Here is a 21,899-nt window from a genome sequence, read left to right as displayed (position 1 = left end):
GAGTAGCGCGATTTGGCGCCAGCGCAATCAGGCCGGCTCGGGGTTGCGGGAGCGATCGGACATTGCGGTGGAGAGGACGTTACCAAGAGCGCTCTGCTTGTCGCGGCGGCGTTGCACCGAGGAAGGAATGCGCATGGCTTCGCGGTACTTCGCGACCGTGCGGCGGGCAATATCAATGCCCGAGGCGCGTAACCGTTCCACGATGGTATCATCCGACAGGATCGCGGCCGGCTCTTCCGAATCGATCAGCTGCTTGATGTGGTGGCGCACGGCTTCGGCCGAATGCGCCTCGCCGCCGTCGGCCGAGGCGATCGAGGCCGTGAAGAAATATTTCAGCTCGAACGTGCCGCGATTGGTCGCCATGTATTTGTTGGCGGTGACGCGCGACACCGTGGATTCATGCATCTGGATCGCGTCGGCGACGGCCTTCAGATTCAGCGGCCGCAGATGCGCGACGCCGTGGGTGAAGAAGCCGTCCTGCTGGCGCACGATCTCGGTTGCAACTTTCAGGATGGTGCGGGCGCGCTGGTCGAGCGCACGCACGAGCCAGGTGGCGTTCTGGAGCGCGTCGGTGAAATAGGACTTGTCGCCGTCCTTGCCGATCTTCTTCGACAGCTCGGAATAGTAGGTCTGGTTGACCAGCACACGCGGCAGGGTGTCGCTGTTGAGCTCGACATGCCAGCCGCCATCAGGACCCGGGCGGACATAGACATCAGGCACCATCGTCTGCAAACGCGCCGAGCCGAACTTCATGCCGGGCTTGGGGTTGAGACGGCGGATCTCGCCGATCATGTCGGCGATGTCCTCGTCGTCGACGCCGCAAACCCTGCGCAAGCCCGCGATGTCGCGCTTGGCGAGGAGATCGAGATGCTCGACCAGCGCCTGCATGGCGGGATCGTAGCGGTCGAGCTCGCGGAGCTGGATCGCCAGGCATTCGCTCAAATTGCGCGCGCAGACGCCGGGCGGATCGAATTTTTGCAGCACGGCCAGGACGTCCTCGACGTCCTGCTGCGGGGCGCCAAGCCGCTCGGCGGCCTGGCCGAGATCCGGCGGCAGATAGCCGGCCTCGTCGACGAGATCGATCAGGTACTGGCCGATCATGCGCTGCGCGGGTGCGGTGAATGCAACCGAGAGCTGTTCGGCGAGATGGTCGCCGAGCGTGACCTCGGCGGCGACGAACGCCTCGAGATTGTAGTCCTCGTCGCTGGAGGCGCCGCCACCCCATTCCGTATAGGTGGTCGGCGCCGCGTCCTGGGCGTTGCGCGCCGCGGCCTCGGCCGGCTCCTCGGAGAAGACGTTGTCGAGACCCGTGTCCAGGGTCTGCTCGATCTCGGCGCGGGTGCCGAGATCCTTGCTCATCCATTCTTCCTGGCCCGGCTCGAACGCCTCGCCCGGACCGCCGCCGGGCTCGTCATTGTGGCCGCCGTCGGAATCGCTGAACTGGCCGGCCTCGGCCGGGGCTTCCCCGCCGGGGGCCTCGTCATTGGCCCGCTCCAGCAGCGGATTACGCTCGAGTTCCTCTTCCACGAAGGTCGTGAGATCGAGATTGGACAATTGCAGCAGCTTGATCGCCTGCATCAGCTGCGGCGTCATGACCAGCGACTGCGATTGCCGGAACTCTAATCTCTGCGTGAGCGCCATGAAGCAAGAACCGATCCAAAAAGTTGGTCCGATTTTTGCTTATCCTAGTCTGAGCCTGATGTACACGTCTTGACGTAACGCAAAAAAAGGCTAGAGGCGGAATTCCTCGCCAAGGTAAAGGCGGCGAACGTCCGGATCGGCGACGATCTCATCCGGGCTGCCCTCGGTCAAGATTTCCCCGGCATAGACGATGTAGGCACGATCGGTAAGGCCGAGCGTCTCGCGCACATTGTGGTCGGTGATGAGCACGCCGATGCCGCGATTGGTGAGATGGCGGACGAGATCCTGAATGTCGCCGACCGCGATCGGATCGATGCCGGCGAAGGGCTCGTCGAGCAGCATGTAGTTCGGACGCGTCGCCAGCGCGCGCGCGATCTCGACGCGGCGCCGCTCGCCGCCGGACAGCGCGATCGACGGCGATTTGCGCAGGCGCGTGATGTTGAATTCGTCGAGCAGCGAGTCGAGCTGCTGCTCGCGCTTCTTGCGCGAGGGCTCGACCACTTCGAGCACGGCGCGGATGTTCTGCTCGACGGTGAGGCCGCGGAAGATCGAGGCTTCCTGCGGCAGATAGCCGATGCCGAGCCGCGCGCGCTGATACATCGGCAGCTTGGTGACGTCGTGGCCGTCGAGCTCGATCGCGCCGCGATCGGCCTTGATCAGGCCGGTGATCATGTAGAACACGGTGGTCTTGCCGGCGCCGTTCGGGCCGAGCAGGCCGACCGCTTCGCCCCGGCGCACATAGATGCTGACGCCGCGCACCACCTGGCGGCTGCCGAAGGCCTTTTCCACGCTATGCACAGCCAGGAAGCCCGGCCGCTTCAGAAGCTGCGGCCCGCCGGCGCCGTTCGGCCTGCCGGCGGCCCTGACCGGGTGAACCGCCTGCGCCCGCGGCGGCTCGGCTTGATAGTCGGCCGGGAAGTCGGCTTGGTAGTCGCCTTGGAACTGGTCGGGCGCATGCATCGGCTGGTCACGGGCGATCGGCGGCGCATCCCGCACCGGGCTGGCCACCAGCCCGCCGACGCTGTCACCGAGCGCGGTGATGTCCCCGCGTGCAAATCCTGGCCGGCCGCGCTTGGCGGGGCGCCGACGGAACATGCTGAAAAGATCGACCATCCCCGCCTTCTAGCCTTTCGCGGTCTATGCGCGAGCTGCCGCACCGGCCTTGCGATTGACCGGCGCAACATGAGTGAAGGGATGTCTCATGCCCAGTGAAACACGCCCGATAAGCGGCGGACCCCGCTTCGAAAGCCCTGCGCGCTAAATACAGTCTCGCCGGGCAAGCTTCAACCTCGGATCGGGAGCGTTCGACACAAGCTATTGAGTTTGCTTCGGTTTAGTTGCGCCGGGCAATTGCAGGGGCGACGCCGCACCGGGCTTGCCGCCCTGCCCGCCCGGGCCACAATCATTGCCGCCGCCCTGCGGCAGCAGGGCCTGCACCCTGCCATTGTCGGATTCCACACGCGACACGCCCGTCGTCATGTCGACCATCAGACGGTCGCCGCGCAGCACGTTCTTGCACTGCGTCAGGACCACCTGGCCCGTGCCGCCGAGCATGGTGATGAGGTTGGTCTTGGTGTCGAACACGGCCGTGTCGCCGGTGACCACCTGGTCCTTCTGGGTGACCACGACATTGCCGCGCGCCTCCAGCCGCTTGATCGACGAGCTGCCGCCCGGGCCCGGCGTCGCCGACTGCATCGGCGCCGCCTTGGCGCCCTTGGCCGCAGGCTGCGGCGTGGCGGGCTTGTCGCCGCCGGATTCGTAGAACACCACCAGCGTCTTCGAAGTCATTGTGGTGTCGCCCTGCACGACCTTCACGTTGCCGGCGAAGGTCGCCTCCTTCTTCTTGTCGCGCATCTCGAGCGAAGCGGCCTCGATCTGGATCGGCTGATCGCGGTTCTGCGAGAAGCCCTGCATCGCGTTCGGCACGCCTTGCATCGTGCTCTGTGCGATGGCCGCGCCTGCTGCAATCAGCGCGACGCCGACGGCCAACGCGGCCGCACCGATGACGGCGCACCATTTGCTGTCGCTGCGCGAAAAAAACCTGATCATGAAAATCACTTTGAATTGGCCGACTTGTTCTGCGGCGTGCGTGTCTTCACAGGCGGCGCGGGCTGCTCGGCCGGCGCAGGCTGGGCGACGGCGGGGTCATCCAGCTTGTCCAGATGCATCACCACATTGCCCTCGAAGCGGATGAGATCGCCGCCTTCCGTGATGCGCAGCCGATCCGCCGTCAGCGTGCCGTTGGTCAGCTTGACGTCGACGCGTTCGTCCGATGAGACCGTGCCCTTGTTCATGTCGACGAAGGCGGAGTTCAGCCGCGCCTCATAGCCGGTCGAGGTGCGCAGAAAGATGTCCTTGCGCAGGTCGAGCTGCTGCTGCTTGTTGTCGAAGCGGCCGGTGCGGGCATCGAGGAACAGCGTCGACTGATCCTCCATCAGCACTTTCGCACGCAGATCCTTGAGGTCGACATGGTCGGGGTCGGTGATGTCCTGCGTTGCCGTCTTGGCCCAGAGCTCGTAGGGCCGCTGGTCCGGCGTGAAGCCGGACATATGCGGCGATTCCATCGTGATCTTGGTGCCCGACACCACCATGTTTCCGGAATCGAGCGGCAGCTTCGGCAGCAGCATGCGAAATGGATTGAAGACCGAGACGCCGACGATGGCGGCGAGGGACAACAGCACCGCACCCGGGACCGCGACGCGCAGAATCCGCACCAGGCGGCTATGGCGCGCCGCGCTGGCAAACTTCGCCGCAAGCGCGGCGTCGTAGGTGGGATTGTGGGCCGAATTCACCTGGGCTCCTGAGGTGTCGCTCGCCTTGTCCGGTCAAGTGCACGCCATTGTACCCGGCGCCGCCTGAATATGCAGCCTCGGACAGACCGATACGAAAGTGTCCGAAACGGGGCGATTGGCCCAACCTAGCCGCCGGTTGAGGTGTCAGGAATGCGCGAAAATGTCCTCTTCCTGCCAGCCCTGGAGGTCGAGCAAGGCGCGGGTCGGCAGGAAGTCGAAACAGGCCTTGGCCAGCGCCGTGCGTCCCTCCCGCACCAGCATGGCGTCGAGCCGCTCGCGCAGGGCATGGAGGTGCAGCACGTCGGAGGCGGCATAGGCGAGCTGCGGCTCGGTCAGGCTGTCGGAGCCCCAGTCGCTGGATTGTTGCTGCTTGGAGAGGTCGACATTGAGCACCTCGCGCACGAGGTCCTTGAGGCCGTGCCGGTCGGTATAGGTGCGGGTCAGGCGGGAGGCGATCTTGGTGCAGTAGATCGGCCCGGTCATGACGCCGAAGCTCTGGTACAGCACGGCGACGTCGAACCGCGCGAAGTGGAAGATCTTCGTGATGGCGGGATTGGCCAGCAGCGCCTTCAGGTTCGGCGCGTCGGTATGGCCCTTGGGGATCTGCACGACGTCGGCGCTGCCGTCGCCGGGCGAGAGCTGCACCACGCAGAGCCGGTCGCGGTGCGGGTTCAGTCCCATGGTCTCGGTGTCGATCGCCACCGCTCCGGTGTAGCGGGACAGGTCGGGCAGGTCGCCGCGGTGCAGGCGTACGGTCATGGCGTTTCAAAACCTCGGGTCGAATCGGTCTGTCGCGACACAATAGGCTAATTCAGATGGCCCGCGATGTAGCTATTGCGGGCCGTCCGCGCAACCGCAGTCATGCCCTCCCAGGCCGAGGCGGATCGCCGCCGTGCATCTCGCGGCAGGTGCGCGGCGCCCGATCAAGGATGGACGGTTTCTAGCCCCCCGGGCTGTTGCATGGATCCCACAACCCGGCGCGAGCTTGATGGCCCGGCAGAACTTGCGTCATGCGCCCCGTGAAAATCGTCCCGGCCCACCCCATCTGTTGCCGGTCCCCCGCGCCCTTGCCCCGCTCACCACGACCGAGATGTCATGACCGAACAGACGTTCGCTGCGCCTATCGACGATCAACAGGACCGCCCGCGCGGCTTTTCGCGCTACCAGTCCCTCCTCATCGCGCTGCTCGCGTTCACGCAGTTCACGATCATCCTCGACTTCATCATCATGTCGCCGCTCGGCGCCATCCTGATGCCCGCGCTCGACATCACGGCCACCCAATTCGGCGTCGCGGTGTCGGCCTACGCGTTCAGCGCGGGACTATCGGGCATCCTGGCCGCCGGCTTTGCCGATCGCTTCGATCGCAAGCGCCTGTTGCTGTTCTTCTATGTCGGCTTCACGCTCGGGACCCTGCTCTGCGCAATGGCGCAGACTTACCACGTGCTGCTGCTCGGCAGGATCGTGACCGGATTGTTCGGCGGCGTGATCGGCTCGGTCGTGCTTGCCATCATCACCGACCTGTTCCCGTTGCACTTGCGCGGCCGCGTGATGGGATTCGTCCAGACGGCGTTCGCCGCGAGCCAGGTGCTCGGCATTCCGGCCGGGCTGTTTCTCGCCAATCACTGGAACTGGCATGTCTGCTTCGCTGCGATCGTCGGCCTGTCGATCGCAGCGATCGCCATCATCGCCTTCGCCATGGAGCCGGTCGACGCGCATCTGCGGCTGAAGCAGGACAAGAACCCATTCCACCATCTGATCGCGACCGTCGGGCAGCCGCGCTACACGCTGGCCTTCGCGGTGACGACATTGCTGGCGACGGGCGGATACATGCTGATGCCGTTCTCCAGCGCCTACACCGTGAACAATCTCGGCATCGACATGCTGCATCTGCCGACGATCTATCTCGTCTCCGGCCTGTTCAGCATCGTCACGGGGCCGTTGGTCGGCCGGGCGAGCGACGCGCTCGGCAAATACCCGACCTTTGTCTTCGGCAGCGTGGTGTCGGTGATCATGGTGCTGATCTACACCCATCTCGGCCACGTCTCGCTCGCGACCGCGATTCTCGTCAACGTCCTGATGTTCGTCGGCATCTTCTCGCGCATGATCCCGTCGCAGGCGCTGATGTCGGCGATCCCCGACCCCAGCCAGCGCGGCTCGTTCAGCGCGATCAGCGCCTCGCTCCAGCAGCTCTCCGGCGGGCTCGGTTCGGCGCTCGCCGGCGCGATCATCGCGCAAGCGCCGGACGGATCGCTGATCCATTTCGACCGGATCGGCTACGTCGTCGTCGCGTCAGCGATCGTGTCGCTGGTCGCGATGTACTTCGTGCAGAAGGCGGTGGCGGAGCGGGCCGGCAAAAGGATGGTCTGACGGGGGCCTGCGGATTTGGCGAGGCCGCGTGTGACCCAGAGTGGTCATCGGGGCTTGCCCAACGGGGTCGGACGGTTCGTTTGCCGCTCCTACTCTATCGTTGCATTCACCGTCATGACCGATCTGCCTGACCCGTATGGCCCCTTTCCTTCACCATAGATCGCGAACGTATCGTTGCCCTTGTAACCGGATGCCGCGGTGTACCTGAACGTCGTTACGTTGATCTGTCTGAGCGTCCCGTGCGCAGGCTTCTGCGAAACGCCCGAGCTGTGCATCGCTCCCGGAATTCGCATCGGGAAATTGCACGTTTCGCCCGACCTGACCGCGAAGTAGGCCGTCATGTCGACGCCAAACACGGACGGATGACCGGTGACCCGGCACTCGGAGGCGGCGAAGGCCGTAACCGGCGTCAGGCTCAGGACAGCAGCGACAGCCAACATCCGCATGCTCGCCTCCCGTGAGGATGAAGTGGCATCCGCGGCAACTGACCCCGAAGCGTCGGGATGACCATTGATTTGCATCAACATGTCGACTTGTGTCGACCAGGCGATTGAATGAGCGGACTGGCGACTTTCCGCTGTTGGGTCGATTGACGGAAACCTTGCTGGCGAGCGGGTGTTCTGCAGCGAGCCTAGATATCGAAGGGGCTCCGAGATTTTCGGCGGGAGGAGCCAAAGTACGTCTACGCTGCCAGCGCCTGACGCGTTTTGATCTCGCTGGGCTCTGTGGTGCGGAGGGAGAACCGGACAGCCTACGCGTCCTCGCGAGGCGTCACGAAAACGAAGCTGTCACCGAGCGGAATCGCCAGTTCGAATCCGACCGCCTTGCGCCGGACATCAGCCGGAATGCGCTGCACGAAACGAGGAAAGCGAGACCCAACCCGGCGCATCGGCCGAACAACCCTGAACAGCAATGTTACACCCCATTGTTACACAGTCGGGGCCAACGCAACACTCTGATTGGGCTTATCTATCTGGATTTGTTTGAAATCCAGAACTGTATGGTGCCCAGGAAAGGACTCGAACCTTCACGGCCGTTAAGCCACTGGCACCTGAAGCCAGCGCGTCTACCAATTCCACCACCTGGGCATGCCGGTTTGGGGCACGGAGGCGGTTACTAAGGTTCGGTGACGCGCTTGTCAAATCATGAGTAGGGATGCGGATTGCGCATCGCAAACCGGCCCGATACAAGCCTCGTCAGGCGCACTCTCCCTCAGGAATAGATCCCCATGGCATCGAATCTGGAAACTCTCGTCACGGTTTTCGGCGGATCGGGGTTTTTGGGCCGGAATGTCGTCCGGGCGCTGTGCAAGCGCGACTACCGGGTCCGGGTCGCGGTGCGGCGGCCGGAACTGGCTGGATACCTCCAGCCCTCGGGCAAGGTCGGGCAGGTCCATGTGGTGCAGGCCAACTTACGCTACCCGGCCTCGGTCGAGGCGGCGCTGCGTGATTCGGATGTCGTGATTAACCTCGTCGGCATCCTCACCGAGGGTGGCAAACAGAGCTTCGACGCGGTCCAGGCCAAGGGCGCCGAGACCGTCGCCAAGGCGGCGGCCGCCGCAGGGGCCCGCCTGGTGCATGTCTCGGCGATCGGCGCCGACGCGGAATCGCCCTCGCGCTACGCCAAGGCCAAGGCGGCCGGCGAGGCGGCGGTCCTGGCCGCGGTGCCGTCGGCCACGATCTTCCGTCCCTCCGTGATATTCGGCCCCGAGGACCAGTTCACCAACCGCTTTGCGGCGCTGGCCCGGATGTCGCCGGTGCTGCCGCTGATCGGCGAGAGGACCCGGATGCAGCCGGTCTATGTCGGCGATGTCGCCACCGCGATCGCGGATGCAGTCGACGGCAAGGCCAAGGCTGGCGCGACCTACGAGCTCGGCGGGCCGGAAGTGCTGACCATGCGCGAGATCATCAAGGCCATCCTCGAGATCACCGCTCGCAAGCCGATGCTGGTGCCGCTGCCGTTCGGACTTGCCCGCTTCCAGGCCAACTTCCTGCAATTCGCGCCGGGTGCGTTCAAGCTGACGCCCGACCAGGTCACGCTGCTCGAGCGCGACAATGTCGTGTCGGATGCGGCGAAGGCGGCCGGGCTGACGCTGGAAGGCCTCGGCATCACGGCGGATTCGCTGGAGGCGATCGCTCCGCAATATCTCTGGCGCTACCGCGCCGCCGGGCAGTTCCAGCGCATGAGCATTTGAGCCCCGCTTAGACCGCGGGCTCGGTTAACCTCTCCCGCAAGAACGGGGCGAGGGAGTGCACCGCCGCCGTGGCCGCAGTGCGAATCCCACAATCGCCAGAATTTCCGGGTCTTGGCGCGTCGACGTCTTCGGACGTCAGCGCCCCAATGCCAGCGCGATCAGTCCGAGCGTGCCGACGATGACGCGCCACCAGGCGAACACCACGAAGCCGTGGCGGGTGACGTAGGTCAAAAACGTCTTCACCACGATGACCGCGGTGATGAACGACACCACGAAGCCGATCGCGACGATGCCCATGTGGTCCATCGTCATCTCGGAGCGGTTCTTGTAGAAGTCGTAGGCGAACGCGCCGATCATGGTGGGGATCGCGAGGAAGAACGAGAACTCCGCCGCCGCGCGCTTGTCCGCACCCAACAGCATGGCGGCGACGATGCTGGCGCCGGACCGCGACACGCCCGGGATCATCGCCACGCACTGCGCGATGCCGATGTAGAGATACATCAGCAGCGGAAACCGGGTGGCGTCATGCTCGCGCGGCTTGAGGTCGAGCTTGTCGACCCAGAGCAGAACGGCGCCGCCGACGATCAGCGTGAAGCAGACGACCCACGGATTGAACAGCACGCTCTTGATGTACTTGCCGGCGACGAGGCCGACCACGACAGCCGGCAGGAACGCCACCAGCACGCCGATCACGAAACGACGCGAATAGGTGTCGCCCGTGAAGAAGCCGATCACGACATCCCAGAGCTTCTTGAAGTAGAGCCCGACGATCGCGAGGATCGCACCTAACTGGATCAGAACCGTAAACGAATCCCAGAAGGCGCCTTCGCCGAGATGGAAGAAACGCTCCGCAAGCAGCAGGTGGCCGGTCGAGGAAACGGGAAGGAACTCGGTCACACCCTCGATGATGCCGAGGATCACTGCCCGTATTACATCTGACATATTTACGGTCCATTTCCGCTGGAAAAGCGGGGTTCTTCTCGCCTATTCGTCCCCATGCTGCAATCGCAAAATACGACATCACGCTCTTGCTTCGCGGTTTTGAAGGACTAGTGTGGCGCCGCACAAACATTGATGGATTCTTAAGCACCATCAAATAGTCAAAGGCTTCATGTTTACGCTGTTTCATCATCCGTTCTGTCCGCATTCGCGCTTCATCCGTCTGATCGTGGGCGAATACGGGCTCGACCTGAAGCTGGTCGAAGAGCGCAGCTGGGAACGGCGCGAGGCATTCCTGTTGCTCAATGCCGCCGGCACCACGCCGGTCCTGGTGGACGAGGAACAGCCGCCGATACCGGGCGCGGCGATCATCGCCGAATATGTCGACGAGGCCTATGGCGCCGGGATGGGAGCCAAGCGCCTGATGCCGGAGACGCTTGGCGAGCGCGTCGAGGTGCGCCGGCTGATGGCCTGGTTCAACGAGAAGTTCTTCGAGGAGGTCTCGCACCCTCTCGTCACCGAGCGGATCTACAAGCGCTTCATGAGCGAGGAGAACGGCGGCGGTGCGCCTTCGGCCGACGTGATGCGCGCGGCCAAGGCGAATGTGCGCTATCATCTGGCCTATATCGGCTGGCTGGCGCAGACGCGTAACTTCCTCGCCGGCGACCGGCTCACCTACGCGGATCTCGCCGCCGCGGCGCACCTCTCGGCGATCGACTATCTGGGCGACGTGCCATGGAGCGAGGACGACGCAGCAAAGGCGTGGTACGCGCGGGTGAAATCCCGCCCGTCGTTCCGCCCGCTGCTGAGCGAATGGCTCGCGGGCGTGCCGGCGTCGCGGACCTATGTGGACCTCGATTTCTGATGAGGATCGTCATGCCCGGGCCTGTCCCGGGCATCCACGTTCCTTCTTTTCTTATGAGCGCAACGCAAAGACGTGGATGGCCGGAACAGGCCCGGCCATGACGAGCGTGGATACAATAGCGATCAAATCTGCCACCGACATGGATCGGCTGCGTGCCGCATTCGAGGAACAGGCGCGCGCGCTCGGCTTCGACTGTATCGGCATCACCGCGCCAGGCACGATCGAGAACGCCGGCAAATACTTCCTCGAATTCATCGCCTCGGGCGGCCATGGCGACATGGACTGGCTCGCAGCGCAGCCGGAACGCCGCGTCGATCCGCGCGGGCTGTGGCAGGACGTGCGCAGCGTGATCATGCTCGGCGTCAACTACGGTCCCGACGCCGATCCACTCGCGATCCTCGAGCAGCGCACGCGCGCGGCGATCTCGGTCTATGCGCAGGGCGACGACTATCACGATTTGATCAAGAAGCGCCTGAAGGCGCTGGCGCGCTGGCTGGTCGCGACCACGCCGTCGGAAGTGAAGGTGTTCGTCGACACCGCCGCGGTGATGGAGAAGCCGCTGGCGCAGGCCGCGCATCTGGGCTGGCAGGGCAAGCACACCAATCTCGTCTCGCGCGAGTTCGGCTCATGGCTGTTTCTCGGCGCGATCTACACCACGCTCGACCTGCCGCGCGACGCTGCCGAGATCGATCATTGCGGCTCGTGCCGGGCGTGTCTCGACATCTGCCCGACCGCGGCATTCCCGGCGCCCTACAAGCTCGATGCGCGCCGCTGCATCTCGTATCTCACCATCGAGAACAAGGGACCGATCCCGCGCGAATTTCGCAAGGCGATCGGCAACCGCATCTATGGCTGCGACGATTGCCTTGCCGCCTGCCCCTGGAACAAGTTTGCGCAAGCGGGACGCGAGGCCAAGCTCGCCGCGCGCGACGAGCTGCGCGCGCCGGGCCTCGCCGAATTGGCGCGGCTCGATGATGCGGCGTTTCGTGCACTGTTCACCAAGTCGCCGGTGAAGCGCATCGGCCGTGACCGCTTCTTGCGCAACGTGCTGATCGCGATCGGCAACTCGGGCGAGGCGACGCTCGCGGAGGAGGCGCGGCGATTGCTGGATGATGCGAGCCCGCTGGTGCGGGGGGCCGCGGTGTGGGCGCTGGCGCAGTTGCTGCCGCGGCAGGAGTTTGCGGCGATGAAGTCTGCCGCGATGAGCACAGAGCGCGACGAAAGTGTGCGTCAGGAGTGGGACCTCGTCTCCTAATCCTCGGTGTCATGCCCCGCGAAGGCGGGGCATCCAGTACGCCGCGGCTTTTCCGTATTCGTCACCGTCTCTGGAATACTGGATCGTCCGCCTTCGCGGACGATGACACCGAGAATGGAGTAAGCGGGTCACTCCCCTTTCCTGCACACTTGATTTCCCCGCGCGTTTCTTCAATCTCGCGCGTCATGATAAACATGCCTTTCTTCACCCGCGACGGCGATACATTCCATCCGACGGAAGTTGCCAATGGCCCGTGGGATCCGAAATCGCTGCACGGACGGGTCATCGTCGGGCTGCTCGGCTTCGCCATCGAGGAGCGCCATTCGGGCCCGGAATTCGTGCCGGCGCGGCTCACCGTCGACATGTTTCGGCTGCCGACCATCGACAAGCCGATCGAAGTGACGACGCGGCTCGTCCGCGACGGACTGCGCATCCGCGTGGTCGAGGCGGAGTTTGTCTCCGGCGGCGTCGGCATGGCGCGCGCCTCCTGTCAGTTGCTGCGCAAAACGCAGAATCCCGACGGCAATGTCTGGTCGCCGCCGAACTGGGACGTGCCGAAGCCGGCCGATATTCCCAAGCCAACCGATCCCAGGCTCGGCATGAACGGCAAATGGACGACGCGGCCGATCGTCGGCCATATGGGCTCGCTCGGTCCGCGCCGTCTCTGGATGAGCGAGGTGCGCGAGCTCGTTGCCGGCGTGCCGATGACGCCGTTCGTCCATGTCGCCACCGGCGCCGATTTCGCGAGCCCGTTTGCGAATGCCGGCGACAAGGGGCTCGGCTACATCAACAGCGACGTGACGATCTATCTGCACCGTCTGCCGGTGACGAACTGGATCGGCTTCGACGTGGTGAACCACCAGGCCACCGACGGTGTCGCGATCGGCGAATGCTGGCTCTACGACGAACAGGGCCCGATCGGCACGGCCACAGTCGCCGCGCTGGCGCAGCGCAAGCCGATGGCGAATCCGTCGAAGCGGTAGCTCTCCATCGTCATTCCGGGGCGCGCCGAAGTCGCGGGGTCTGTCCGCTTTGTCATTCCGGGATGCGCCGTCAGGCGCAGACCCGGAATCCATCGGGCCGCAAGCCGGGAGGTGGAATGGATTCCGGGCTCGCGCCAAGAGGCGCGCCCCGGAATGACAGCTACGCCAGATGGCGCTTCATCTCCGGCCGCGCCTTGAGCTCCGCGCCCTGCTTGGCGACGATCTTGGCAATCCGTTCGGCTGCAAACTTCAAATCGACAAACGCCGGCGCGGTGTTGGCGACCTCGTGATAGCCAGCGATCTTGCCGTCCCTCAGCGTCATGATCGCAACGCCCTCGAACATGGCCCGCGCGCCGTTCGCTTCCGGCAAGGTCGAACGATAGCTGAAGGTGTAGCGCGCATAGAGCGTGATGCCGTCGGTGACGGGGTCATGCATGTCCCAGCGGAAATCGGTCGCCGTGCGATAGAACCAGTCGTCGATCATCGCGGCGATCTTCTCGCGGCCTTCGAACGCGCCGTAGAAGACGTCGTGATAGACGCCGTCCTCGGTGAAGAGGTCGGCAAACGCGCGGCCGTTGTGCTGCTCGACGGCATCGCAGAAGGCGCGCAGCATGGCGGTGGTGGTCATCGGGCGTTTCTCCCTCTTCTTGTCATGCCCCGCGCAGGCGGGGCATCCAGTACGCCGCAGCCTCTCGATTAGACACGACCGTCTCTGGAATACTGGATCGTCCGCCTTCGCGGACGATGACACCTAATGCTTGGCAACACCTCACCCGATCTCAGCCACTGCGGCAAGAATGCGCGCGATGTCCTGCGGGCGCGACAGGCGGTGGTCGCCGTCCTGGATCAGGGTCAGCACGACGTCGTCGGCCGGCAGGCGGTGCGTCAGCGCGAAGGCGTGCTGCCAGGGCACATCCGGGTCCTGCGCGCCTTGCAGGATGCGGACGGGGCAGCCGAGATCGATGGCGCTGCCGAGCACGAGATGGTTGCGGCCCTCCTCGATCAGATTCCGCGTGATCGGATAGGGCGAGCCGTCGCCATACTCGGATGGCCGCAGCCACACGCCCTTGGTCTCGATCTCCTTCTTCACCGCAGCCGGAAAATTCTTCCACATCAATTCCTCGGTGAAGTCGGGCGCCGGCGCGATCAGCACGAGGCCGGCGAGCGACGCCCTGGCTTGCTGGTTCTCTTGCTGGTTTTCTTGGCGCTTCCTGATCTCGCGCGCGAGCAGCAGCGCCATCCAGCCGCCCATGGACGAGCCGATCAGGATCTGCGGGCCGTCGCAGAACCGCTCGAACACCGCGACGCTCTCCTCCAGCCAGCGCCCGATGGTTCCGTCGGCGAAATCGCCGCCCGATTCGCCGTGGCCGGAATAGTCGAACCGGACCGCGGCGCGGCCGTGGTCGCTGGCCCAGGCGTCCAGTGCCAGCGCCTTGCTGCCCTGCATGTCCGATTTGAACCCGCCGAGCCAAACGAGGCCGGGGCCCTTTCCGGCACGGCGACGCACCGCGATCCTGCGCGCGGACGCGCCTTCGCCCACATCGATGAAATCGAGCACGGTATCGGGAATTGCATTGGTCATGGAACGTTTACTCTGGCTGTGCGGTTTGAGCTGTCTGGGCGCGTTCCGTGGCACCGCCGGACATCGGTATTGGCCCTTTGGGACGCTTGCGGAACAGAGGCAAGGTGTCTATGTCCGTCAGCGTGCCGCCAGGCGTGACCAAAATGCCTCGCATTTAACGGTTTTTCGCTTCGCGTACGCGACTTGCTTGCCGGCAAACGCATCTTCCTTCAAAATAGCCGCTTCTTTCACAACTTTGGAGAACCACCCATTCGCCGTCCTAATAAAGCTCCGCCCGCTGCCAGCAAAGACGGGCCGCGCATCAATGATGATATCCGCAATGCGCAGATCCAGCTGATCGATCAGACCGGTGACAATAAAGGCACGGTCGAGACCGTCGTCGCCATCAAGATGGCCCAGGAAGCTGGCATGGATCTGGTCGAGATTTCGCCGAATACCAGCCCTCCCGTCTGCAAGATCATGGACTACGGGAAGTACAAGTATTCCGCTCAGAAGAAAGCCGCCGAAGCCCGCAAGCGGCAGAAGACCGTCGAGATCAAGGAGATCAAGCTCCGCCCGATGATCGACGATCATGATTACGACGTGAAGATGCGCGCGATGCAGCGGTTCTTCGAAGAGGGCGACAAGGTCAAGATCACGTTGCGCTATCGCGGCCGCGAAATGGCGCACCAGGAGATCGGCACCAAGCTTCTGGACAAGATCAAAACCGACGTCGCCGAGCTCGCCAAGGTCGAGCAGGACGCGCGGTTCGAAGGCCGTCAGGTGGTCATGGTGCTGGCGCCGCGCTGACGCCAGCTGTTCAGGACGAGAGAGTTCAACGGCCCGTCCGGATTGTCCGGCGGGCCGTTTTGTTTTTCATCTCCCCCGCAAGCGGGAGAGGGAGCAGACCGTTGTCTTCGCGACAGCTACGTCCGCGTCGCCTGCCAGGTGCCGCTACAGCGGTCGCCGGAAATGATGCCGCGCCACGAGCCGGCGCCGTTCACGCCGGCAAGCCGGCCGCCGCCGCTGGCATGGGACGCGCCGACCGAGACATTGACCGCCACAGTGCCGGAGCGATTGACCCTGCCCGAGACCCGGCCGCCGCCGGCGGAGGAGACGCGGCTGCCGGTCACGGTGAAGGGGACGCTGTAGCCCGAGCTGCAATTGCCGCGGGTGGTGGCGAAGGTGACGTTCCAGATGCCGTCATAGCGGCCGACGCGGGCATCGGCGGTGGACGGCAGCGCGGCGGCAGCGAGCACGGCAAGCAGCGCCAGGCGGCGCGGGTGAGTGAATTGCGGGACAAATTGCGGGAAATGGGCCATTTTGGTCCTGTCTCCAGGCGACACGGCTTGGACATGAGGGTGGCAACTCCGGATAGTCGGCGGGCGGGTTTCGGCGGTTCATCGTTGCCAATTGGCTTCCGCTCTGGCATAAGCCCAGCCTTCATCGCCCGGCTGATTAAGGGCTGCCGTGGCGGTGTCCGTGCGGGTTTTGCGCTTGTTCGTAGAAACCTGAGCACAATCAACGCTCTAACGAGCATTTTTGACGGCCAGCCGCCTTCGCGGGCGGATTTCTGTGGCCATTAGGAGAGCCAAATGCCCAAGCTGAAGACCAAATCGGGCGCTAAAAAGCGCTTCAAGGTGACTGCCACCGGCAAAGTGATGCACGCCCAGCGCGGCAAGCGTCACGGCATGATCAAGCGGACGAAGAAGCAGATCCGTCAGCTTCGCGGCACCCGCGTGCTGTTCAAGACCGACGGCGACAACGTCAAGAAGTACTTCTTGCCGAACGCCTGATCGCGTCCACGATCACTGCCACCTCAGCCGCGCCTCGCGCGGCGATCCGAAAACCAAGTCATCTCTGAAGGATTTTTGTCATGTCTCGCGTCAAACGCGGTGTGACCGCCCACGCCAAGCACAAGAAAGTCTACAAGGCCGCCAAGGGTTTCTACGGCCGCCGCAAGAACACCATCCGCGCCGCCAAGCCGGCCGTCGAGAAGGCCCAGCAGTACGCCTTCCGCGACCGCAAGCGCAAGAAGCGGACGTTCCGCGCGCTCTGGATCCAGCGCCTCAACGCCGCTGTGCGTCCGTTCGGCCTGACCTACAGCCGATTTATCGACGGTCTCGCCAAGTCGGGTATCACCGTGGACCGCAAGGTGCTGTCGGATCTCGCGATCAACGAGCCCGCGTCGTTCCAGGCGATCGCCGAGAAGGCCAAGGCCGCTCTCGCAGCCTGAGGTCTCTCGGCTAGCGGGCCTTCACTCACGGTTCTGAACTAACGACTCTTGGGGCCCGCAGCCTTCAGCGCGCGTTGCGAGTAACGCTGGGCGACCTCCGCCCGGCAGAACGCCGTGAACGATAGATACATGGTGCCGGATTTATTCCGGTACTTTCGATCGCAGACGCGCATCTCGCGTTGGTAGGCCTGTTTCTGCGCAGCGTTGAGGCCGGGCATGAAGTCCGCCTCGCATTTCTTCTCGACGGCGGCGCCGAGCTGGACATCGCCGCTCGCGGTCAGTTGGCAATCCTGAAACACCTTCATCGCGCTTTCGCAGCCCTTCTGGGCGTTGATGGTGTCGACGACCTCCTCCAGCGTCATGGATTTCTCCATGCAGACCATGGCGCGTGCCGGGGTGCCGGCGGCCGATAGAACGACGGCCAGAATGGCCAGGCAGGACCTTGAGAGCATCACGAAGCCTCCTCGTATCCCCCTTGGTGCCGGGCCCCCGCGCAAAGTTCAACCCAGCCGTTCCCAAGCCCGGAATGACCGGCTTTTCGCTTGACGTTACGGCCTTCTGGCGGCGACAACCCAGCCGAATTTAGCAGCAAGGATTTGACTGTGTCCGACCTCGCAACGCTCGAAACGTCCATCCTCGATCTGATCGCCGCCGCCGGCGACGAAGCCGCCCTCGAAGCGGTGCGCGTCGCAGCCCTCGGCAAGAAGGGCTCGATCTCCGCGCTGCTTGCCACGCTCGGCAAGATGTCGCCGGACGAGCGCAAGACGCAGGGCGCCGCGATCAACCAGGCCAAGGACAAGGTCACCGAGGCGCTCGCCACGCGGCGCGACGTCTTGAAGTCGGCGGCGCTCGATGCGCGGCTCGCGTCCGAAACCATCGACGTGACGCTGCCGCTGCGTGACGCACCGGCCGAGGCCGGCCGCATCCATCCGCTGAGCCAGGTCTGGGACGAGCTGACCACGATCTTCGCCGACATGGGCTTCTCGGTCGCCGAAGGCCCCGATATCGAGACCGACGACTACAACTTCACCAAGCTGAACTTCCCGGAAGGCCATCCCGCGCGCGAGATGCACGACACCTTCTTCTTCCATCCGAAGGAAGACGGCTCGCGCATGCTGCTGCGGACCCACACCTCGCCGGTGCAGGTGCGCACCATGCTGAGCCAGAAGCCGCCGATCCGCGTGATCTGCCCGGGCCGCACCTATCGCATCGATTCGGACGCGACCCACACGCCGCAATTCCACCAGGTCGAAGGCCTCGTCATCGACAAGCACTCGCATCTCGGCCACCTCAAATGGATCCTGCACGAGTTCTGCAAGGCGTTCTTCGAGGTCGACCACATCAACATGCGCTTCCGCCCGTCGTTCTTCCCGTTCACCGAGCCGTCGCTGGAAGTCGACATCCAGTGCCGCCGTGACAAGGGCGAGATCCGCTTCGGCGAGGGTGAGGATTGGCTCGAGATTCTCGGCTGCGGCATGGTGCATCCGAACGTGCTGCGCGCTTGCGGCATCGATCCCGACGAGTACCAGGGCTTCGCCTGGGGCATGGGCATCGACCGCATCGCCATGCTGAAATACGGCATCGCCGACCTGCGCCAGCTGTTCGACAGCGACGTCCGCTGGCTGTCCCATTACGGCTTCAAGCCGCTCGAAGTGCCGACTCTCGCGGGAGGGCTGAGCTCGTGAAATTCACGCTCTCCTGGCTAAAGGACCATCTCGACACCGACGAGCCGCTGGAGCGGCTCGCCGAGAAGCTCACCATGATCGGGCTCGAGGTCGAGAACATCGAGGACAAGGCGAAGGCGCTGAAGCCGTTCACCATTGCGAAAGTGATCTCGGCCGAGCAGCATCCGAATGCGGATCGCCTGCGCGTCTGCATGGTCGACACCGGCGACGGTGGCGCGCCGGTGCAGGTCGTGTGCGGCGCGCCGAACGCGCGCGCGGGCCTCGTCAGCGTGTTCTCGGCCCCCGGCACCTACATTCCCGGCAAGGACATCACGCTCGGCGTCGGCACCATCCGCGGTGTCGAGAGCCGCGGCATGCTGTGCTCGGCGGCCGAGCTGCAGATCTCCAACGACCATGACGGCATCATGGAATTGCCGGCGGACGCGCCGATCGGTGCGGCTTACGCCGAATGGGCCGCGCTCGGCGATCCCGTGGTCGAGATCAATCTGACGCCGAACCGGCAGGACTGCACCGGCGTGCACGGCATCGCGCGCGATCTCGCCGCCGCCGACATGGGCAAGTTCAAGGACCCGACCATCAAGCCGATCAAGGGCGAATTCCCTTGTCCCGTGAAGGTCACGGTCGAGGACGCGACCCTGTGTCCGGGCTTCGCGCTCCGCCTCGTGCGCGGCGTCAAGAACGGCCCGTCGCCGGAATGGCTGCAGAAACGGCTGACCGCGATCGGGCTGCGACCGATCAACGCGCTGGTCGACATCACCAACTTCATGACTTACGACCGCGCGCGGCCGCTGCACGTGTTCGACGCCAGGAAGGTGAAGGGCAATCTCGTGGTGCGCCGCGCCCGCGACGGCGAGACGCTGCTCGCGCTCGACGGCCGCACCTACGATCTCGATTCCGCGACCTGCGTGATCGCCGATGAGCACGGCGTCGAATCGCTCGCCGGCATCATGGGCGGCGAGGCCTCCGGCTGCGACGAGACCACCACCGACGTGCTGATCGAATCGGCGCTGTGGAACGAGATCAACATCGCCCAGACCGGCCGCAAGCTCGGCATCAACTCGGATGCGCGCTATCGCTTCGAGCGCGGCGTCGATCCGGCCTTCATGGTGCCGGGGCTGGAGCTCGCGACCAGGCTGGTGATGGAGATGTGCGGCGGCACGCCATCCGAGAACGTCGTGGTCGGCAAGGCCTTCGGCGACGACCACGTGATTGATTTCCCTGTTACGGAAGTGAAGCGTCTCTCCGGCATCGAGGTGCCGCAAGCGGAGATGAAGCGCATCCTGACCCATCTCGGCTTCATGATGGCGGGCCCGGGCCCGGTGGTGAAGATCGCGGTGCCGTCCTGGCGCTCCGACGTGCACGGCAAGGCCGACATCGTCGAGGAGATCGTCCGCATCTTCGGCGTCGACAAGGTGCCGATGACGCCGTTCGAGCGCGGCGAGGACGCACGCAAACCGGTGCTGACGCCGCTCCAGCTCCGCACCCGCCGGGCGCGGCGCGCGCTCGCAAGCCGCGGCATCATCGAAGCGGTGACGTGGTCGTTCATCACGAAGTCGGCGGCAAAACTGTTCGGCGGCGGCCAGCGCGAGCTGGAAGTGGCCAACCCGATCGCCTCGGACCTGTCCGACATGCGCCCGACCCTGTTGGCCGGCCTGATCGCGGCGGCGCAGGCCAATGCCGATCGCGGCTTTGGCGATGTCGCGCTGTTCGAGGTCGGCCAGGTGTTCAAGGGCGATCGTCCGCAGGATCAGTTCATGGCGGCAAGCGGCGTGCGCCGCGGCTTTGCCTCCTCGGAAGGCCTGGGACGGCACTGGTCGGGCTCGGTGCAGGCTGATTTGTTCGACGCCAAGGCCGATGCGCTGGCGGTGCTGGCCGCGAGCGGCGCGCCGATGCAGGCGCTTCAGATCGTGGCCGGCGGTCCCGGCTGGCTGCATCCGGGCCGTTCCGGCACGATCCAGATCGGCCCGCAGAACGTGCTCGGCTATTTCGGCGAGATGCATCCGCGCGCGCTGGAAGCGCTCGGCGCCGACGGTCCGCTGATGGTGTTCGAGGTGATCCTCGACCGCATCCCCGAGGCCAAGAAGAAGCCGACCCGCGCCAAGCCCGTGATCGAGCTGTCGGCCTTCCAGCCAGTGTCGCGCGACTTCGCCTTCATCGTCGACCGCACTGTGAAGGCTGGCGACATCGTGCGCGCCGCGCTAGGCGTCGACAAGAAGCTGATCACCGGCGTCAACGTGTTCGACGTCTACGAGGGCAAGGGCATCGATGACGGCAAGAAGTCGATCGCGATCGCGGTGACGATCCAGCCGCGCGAGAAGACCTTGACCGACCAGGAGATCGAGGCCGTCGCCGCGAAGGTCGTAGCGGAGGTGACGAAGAAGACCGGCGGCACGCTGAGAGCATGATGCCGAAAAGTGTGAAGCGGTTTTCGGACGACATCATGCTCCAGAATCACTGAGCATGAGTCTCGCCGACTTCCTCCCGAAGGACGTCAGCCTCACCATTGCGATGGCGCTCTGCGCCGTCGCCTTTGTCTCGGGTACCGCGCGCGGCTTTTCCGGCTTCGGCTCGGCGCTGATCTTCATGCCGCTGGCGAGCAGCATCGCGGCGCCGCGTCTGGTTGCCGCCCTGCTGCTCGTGATCGACTTCGTCGCGGCGGCGCCGCTTCTGCCCGACGCGTGGCGCAAGGCTGATCGCAAGGCCACCGCCGTGATCGTGCTGGGCGCGCTGATCGGCGTGCCCATCGGCACCTATTTGCTCAACGTGCTCGAGCCCGTCACCACGCGCTGGATCATCTCCTGCTTCGTCGCCGCGCTGTTGCTCCTGCTGCTGTCGGGCTGGCGCTATCGCGGCAAGGACCACGCCTGGCTCTCGGTCGGCATCGGCGGCCTCTCCGGCTTCTGCAGCGGGCTGGCGCAGACCGGCGGGCCGCCGATCGTCGGCTACTGGCTCGGCCGCCCGATCGCGCCGATCGTCGCGCGCGCCAATATCTTGCTGTTCTTCGGCGCGTCGGACTTCTTCTCGATGGTCAGTTACGCGACGACAGGCCTGATCAGCCGCGAATCGCTGGTGCTCTCGCTCATCGTCGGTCCGGTCTATGCCATCGGCGTCGCATTCGGCGCCTCGCTGTTCGGCCGCGCCAGCGAAAAGGTGTTTCGCGGCATCTGCTATGCGCTGATTGCGATGGCGGTCGTCTTTGGTCTGCCGGCGTTGGATGGGGTTTTGCGATAAACTCCCTCCACGGGTCGTCCCGGCGAAGGCCGGGACCCATTACCCCGGTCAGCTTTTGTAGCGCGAAACAGGTAACTCCGAGTCTTCGCCAAACCACTCCCTGTGGTTATGGGTCCCGGCCCCCCGTGCGCAATTGCGCACTAGGCCGGG

At 64.7% G+C, this 21,899-nt stretch carries 22 protein-coding genes and 1 tRNA gene; 11 read left to right on the top strand and 12 right to left on the bottom strand.

Going from position 1 to position 21,899, the window contains the following annotated elements:
- Positions 1–27 precede the first annotated feature (27 nt).
- From rpoN to BM118_RS30645, 5 genes are all read right to left on the bottom strand, one after another.
- Complete coding sequence (gene rpoN / locus BM118_RS30665) at positions 28–1,641, bottom strand: RNA polymerase factor sigma-54 (RefSeq protein WP_092190324.1); 1,614 nt, start codon at positions 1,639–1,641, stop codon at positions 28–30.
- A gap of 90 nt (positions 1,642–1,731) precedes the next feature.
- Positions 1,732–2,754, bottom strand: a complete 1,023-nt coding sequence (gene lptB / locus BM118_RS30660; protein WP_092190322.1) for an LPS export ABC transporter ATP-binding protein — start codon at positions 2,752–2,754, stop codon at positions 1,732–1,734.
- Between the two features lie 201 nt (positions 2,755–2,955).
- Positions 2,956–3,690: an LptA/OstA family protein gene (locus BM118_RS30655; protein ID WP_177234852.1), complete on the bottom strand. Its 735-nt coding sequence runs from the start codon at positions 3,688–3,690 to the stop codon at positions 2,956–2,958.
- A 5-nt stretch (positions 3,691–3,695) separates the two neighbouring features.
- Positions 3,696–4,433 (bottom strand): LPS export ABC transporter periplasmic protein LptC, encoded by a 738-nt coding sequence (gene lptC, locus BM118_RS30650; RefSeq protein WP_092190318.1) that lies wholly within the window; start codon positions 4,431–4,433, stop codon positions 3,696–3,698.
- A 144-nt stretch (positions 4,434–4,577) separates the two neighbouring features.
- Complete coding sequence (locus BM118_RS30645; protein ID WP_027543721.1) at positions 4,578–5,192, bottom strand: ribonuclease D; 615 nt, start codon at positions 5,190–5,192, stop codon at positions 4,578–4,580.
- Between the two features lie 336 nt (positions 5,193–5,528).
- On the opposite strand from BM118_RS30645, the gene BM118_RS30640 reads away from it, so the two are divergent.
- Positions 5,529–6,800: an MFS transporter gene (locus tag BM118_RS30640; RefSeq protein ID WP_092190316.1), complete on the top strand. Its 1,272-nt coding sequence runs from the start codon at positions 5,529–5,531 to the stop codon at positions 6,798–6,800.
- Between the two features lie 89 nt (positions 6,801–6,889).
- Here the strand turns inward: BM118_RS30640 and BM118_RS30635 are convergent, their stop codons facing one another.
- On the bottom strand, positions 6,890–7,246 hold the full coding sequence (locus BM118_RS30635) for a hypothetical protein (RefSeq protein ID WP_244550276.1): 357 nt from the start codon (positions 7,244–7,246) through the stop codon (positions 6,890–6,892).
- A gap of 555 nt (positions 7,247–7,801) precedes the next feature.
- Positions 7,802–7,888 (bottom strand) — tRNA-Leu (locus BM118_RS30625).
- 140 nt (positions 7,889–8,028) lie between these two features.
- Here BM118_RS30625 and BM118_RS30620 point away from each other — a divergent pair.
- Positions 8,029–8,994, top strand: coding sequence for a complex I NDUFA9 subunit family protein (locus tag BM118_RS30620; protein ID WP_092190314.1), 966 nt, complete (start codon positions 8,029–8,031; stop codon positions 8,992–8,994).
- Positions 8,995–9,129: 135 nt separating this feature from the next.
- Here the strand turns inward: BM118_RS30620 and BM118_RS30615 are convergent, their stop codons facing one another.
- Positions 9,130–9,936 (bottom strand): undecaprenyl-diphosphate phosphatase, encoded by an 807-nt coding sequence (locus tag BM118_RS30615; protein WP_092190312.1) that lies wholly within the window; start codon positions 9,934–9,936, stop codon positions 9,130–9,132.
- Between the two features lie 169 nt (positions 9,937–10,105).
- Here BM118_RS30615 and BM118_RS30610 point away from each other — a divergent pair, with 169 nt between their 5' ends.
- The 3 genes from BM118_RS30610 (at position 10,106) to BM118_RS30600 (ending at position 13,036) form a co-directional block, all read left to right on the top strand.
- Positions 10,106–10,798, top strand: a complete 693-nt coding sequence (locus BM118_RS30610) for a glutathione S-transferase family protein (RefSeq protein ID WP_092190310.1) — start codon at positions 10,106–10,108, stop codon at positions 10,796–10,798.
- A gap of 139 nt (positions 10,799–10,937) precedes the next feature.
- On the top strand, positions 10,938–12,053 hold the full coding sequence (gene queG, locus BM118_RS30605) for a tRNA epoxyqueuosine(34) reductase QueG (protein ID WP_244550282.1): 1,116 nt from the start codon (positions 10,938–10,940) through the stop codon (positions 12,051–12,053).
- A 185-nt stretch (positions 12,054–12,238) separates the two neighbouring features.
- Positions 12,239–13,036, top strand: a complete 798-nt coding sequence (locus BM118_RS30600; protein ID WP_092190306.1) for an acyl-CoA thioesterase domain-containing protein — start codon at positions 12,239–12,241, stop codon at positions 13,034–13,036.
- A gap of 160 nt (positions 13,037–13,196) precedes the next feature.
- On the opposite strand, the gene BM118_RS30595 is transcribed toward BM118_RS30600, so the two are convergent.
- A complete protein-coding gene (locus BM118_RS30595; RefSeq protein WP_092190304.1) occupies positions 13,197–13,664 on the bottom strand; it encodes a nuclear transport factor 2 family protein in 468 nt (155 codons plus the stop codon).
- A gap of 141 nt (positions 13,665–13,805) precedes the next feature.
- Positions 13,806–14,618 carry an alpha/beta hydrolase gene (locus tag BM118_RS30590; protein WP_092190302.1) on the bottom strand — a complete coding sequence of 271 codons (813 nt, stop codon included), beginning with the start codon at positions 14,616–14,618 and terminating at the stop codon, positions 13,806–13,808.
- Between the two features lie 249 nt (positions 14,619–14,867).
- Between BM118_RS30590 and infC the strand changes: the two genes are divergently transcribed.
- A complete protein-coding gene (gene infC, locus BM118_RS30585) occupies positions 14,868–15,407 on the top strand; it encodes a translation initiation factor IF-3 (RefSeq protein ID WP_011083535.1) in 540 nt (179 codons plus the stop codon).
- Between the two features lie 116 nt (positions 15,408–15,523).
- On the opposite strand, the gene BM118_RS30580 is transcribed toward infC, so the two are convergent.
- Positions 15,524–15,919 carry a hypothetical protein gene (locus tag BM118_RS30580; RefSeq protein ID WP_092190300.1) on the bottom strand — a complete coding sequence of 132 codons (396 nt, stop codon included), beginning with the start codon at positions 15,917–15,919 and terminating at the stop codon, positions 15,524–15,526.
- Positions 15,920–16,192: 273 nt separating this feature from the next.
- Here BM118_RS30580 and rpmI point away from each other — a divergent pair, with 273 nt between their 5' ends.
- Entirely contained in the window at positions 16,193–16,393 is a 201-nt protein-coding gene (gene rpmI / locus BM118_RS30575; RefSeq protein ID WP_008539890.1) for a 50S ribosomal protein L35, read from the top strand.
- 80 nt (positions 16,394–16,473) lie between these two features.
- Positions 16,474–16,833, top strand: coding sequence for a 50S ribosomal protein L20 (gene rplT, locus BM118_RS30570; RefSeq protein ID WP_011083533.1), 360 nt, complete (start codon positions 16,474–16,476; stop codon positions 16,831–16,833).
- A 38-nt stretch (positions 16,834–16,871) separates the two neighbouring features.
- Here rplT and BM118_RS30565 read toward each other — a convergent pair whose 3' ends face one another.
- Positions 16,872–17,285, bottom strand: a complete 414-nt coding sequence (locus BM118_RS30565; protein ID WP_092190298.1) for a hypothetical protein — start codon at positions 17,283–17,285, stop codon at positions 16,872–16,874.
- A 150-nt stretch (positions 17,286–17,435) separates the two neighbouring features.
- Between BM118_RS30565 and pheS the strand changes: the two genes are divergently transcribed.
- Genes pheS through BM118_RS30550 form a run of 3 tightly spaced genes read left to right on the top strand, consistent with a single transcriptional unit; the run spans position 17,436 to position 21,749 of the window.
- Positions 17,436–18,518: a phenylalanine--tRNA ligase subunit alpha gene (pheS, locus tag BM118_RS30560; RefSeq protein WP_092190296.1), complete on the top strand. Its 1,083-nt coding sequence runs from the start codon at positions 17,436–17,438 to the stop codon at positions 18,516–18,518.
- Positions 18,515–20,923, top strand: coding sequence for a phenylalanine--tRNA ligase subunit beta (pheT, locus tag BM118_RS30555; RefSeq protein ID WP_092190294.1), 2,409 nt, complete (start codon positions 18,515–18,517; stop codon positions 20,921–20,923). The genes pheS and pheT overlap by 4 nt, the downstream gene beginning before the upstream one ends.
- A 55-nt stretch (positions 20,924–20,978) precedes the next feature.
- Positions 20,979–21,749, top strand: a complete 771-nt coding sequence (locus BM118_RS30550) for a sulfite exporter TauE/SafE family protein (RefSeq protein WP_092190292.1) — start codon at positions 20,979–20,981, stop codon at positions 21,747–21,749.
- The last annotated feature ends 150 nt before the right edge of the window (positions 21,750–21,899 follow it).

This window comes from Bradyrhizobium sp. cf659 (assembly GCF_900113725.1).
Lineage (GTDB): Bacteria > Pseudomonadota > Alphaproteobacteria > Rhizobiales > Xanthobacteraceae > Bradyrhizobium.
The sequence above is the reverse complement of the archived record's forward strand: the minus strand, read 5'-3'. Positions and strand labels throughout refer to the sequence as shown.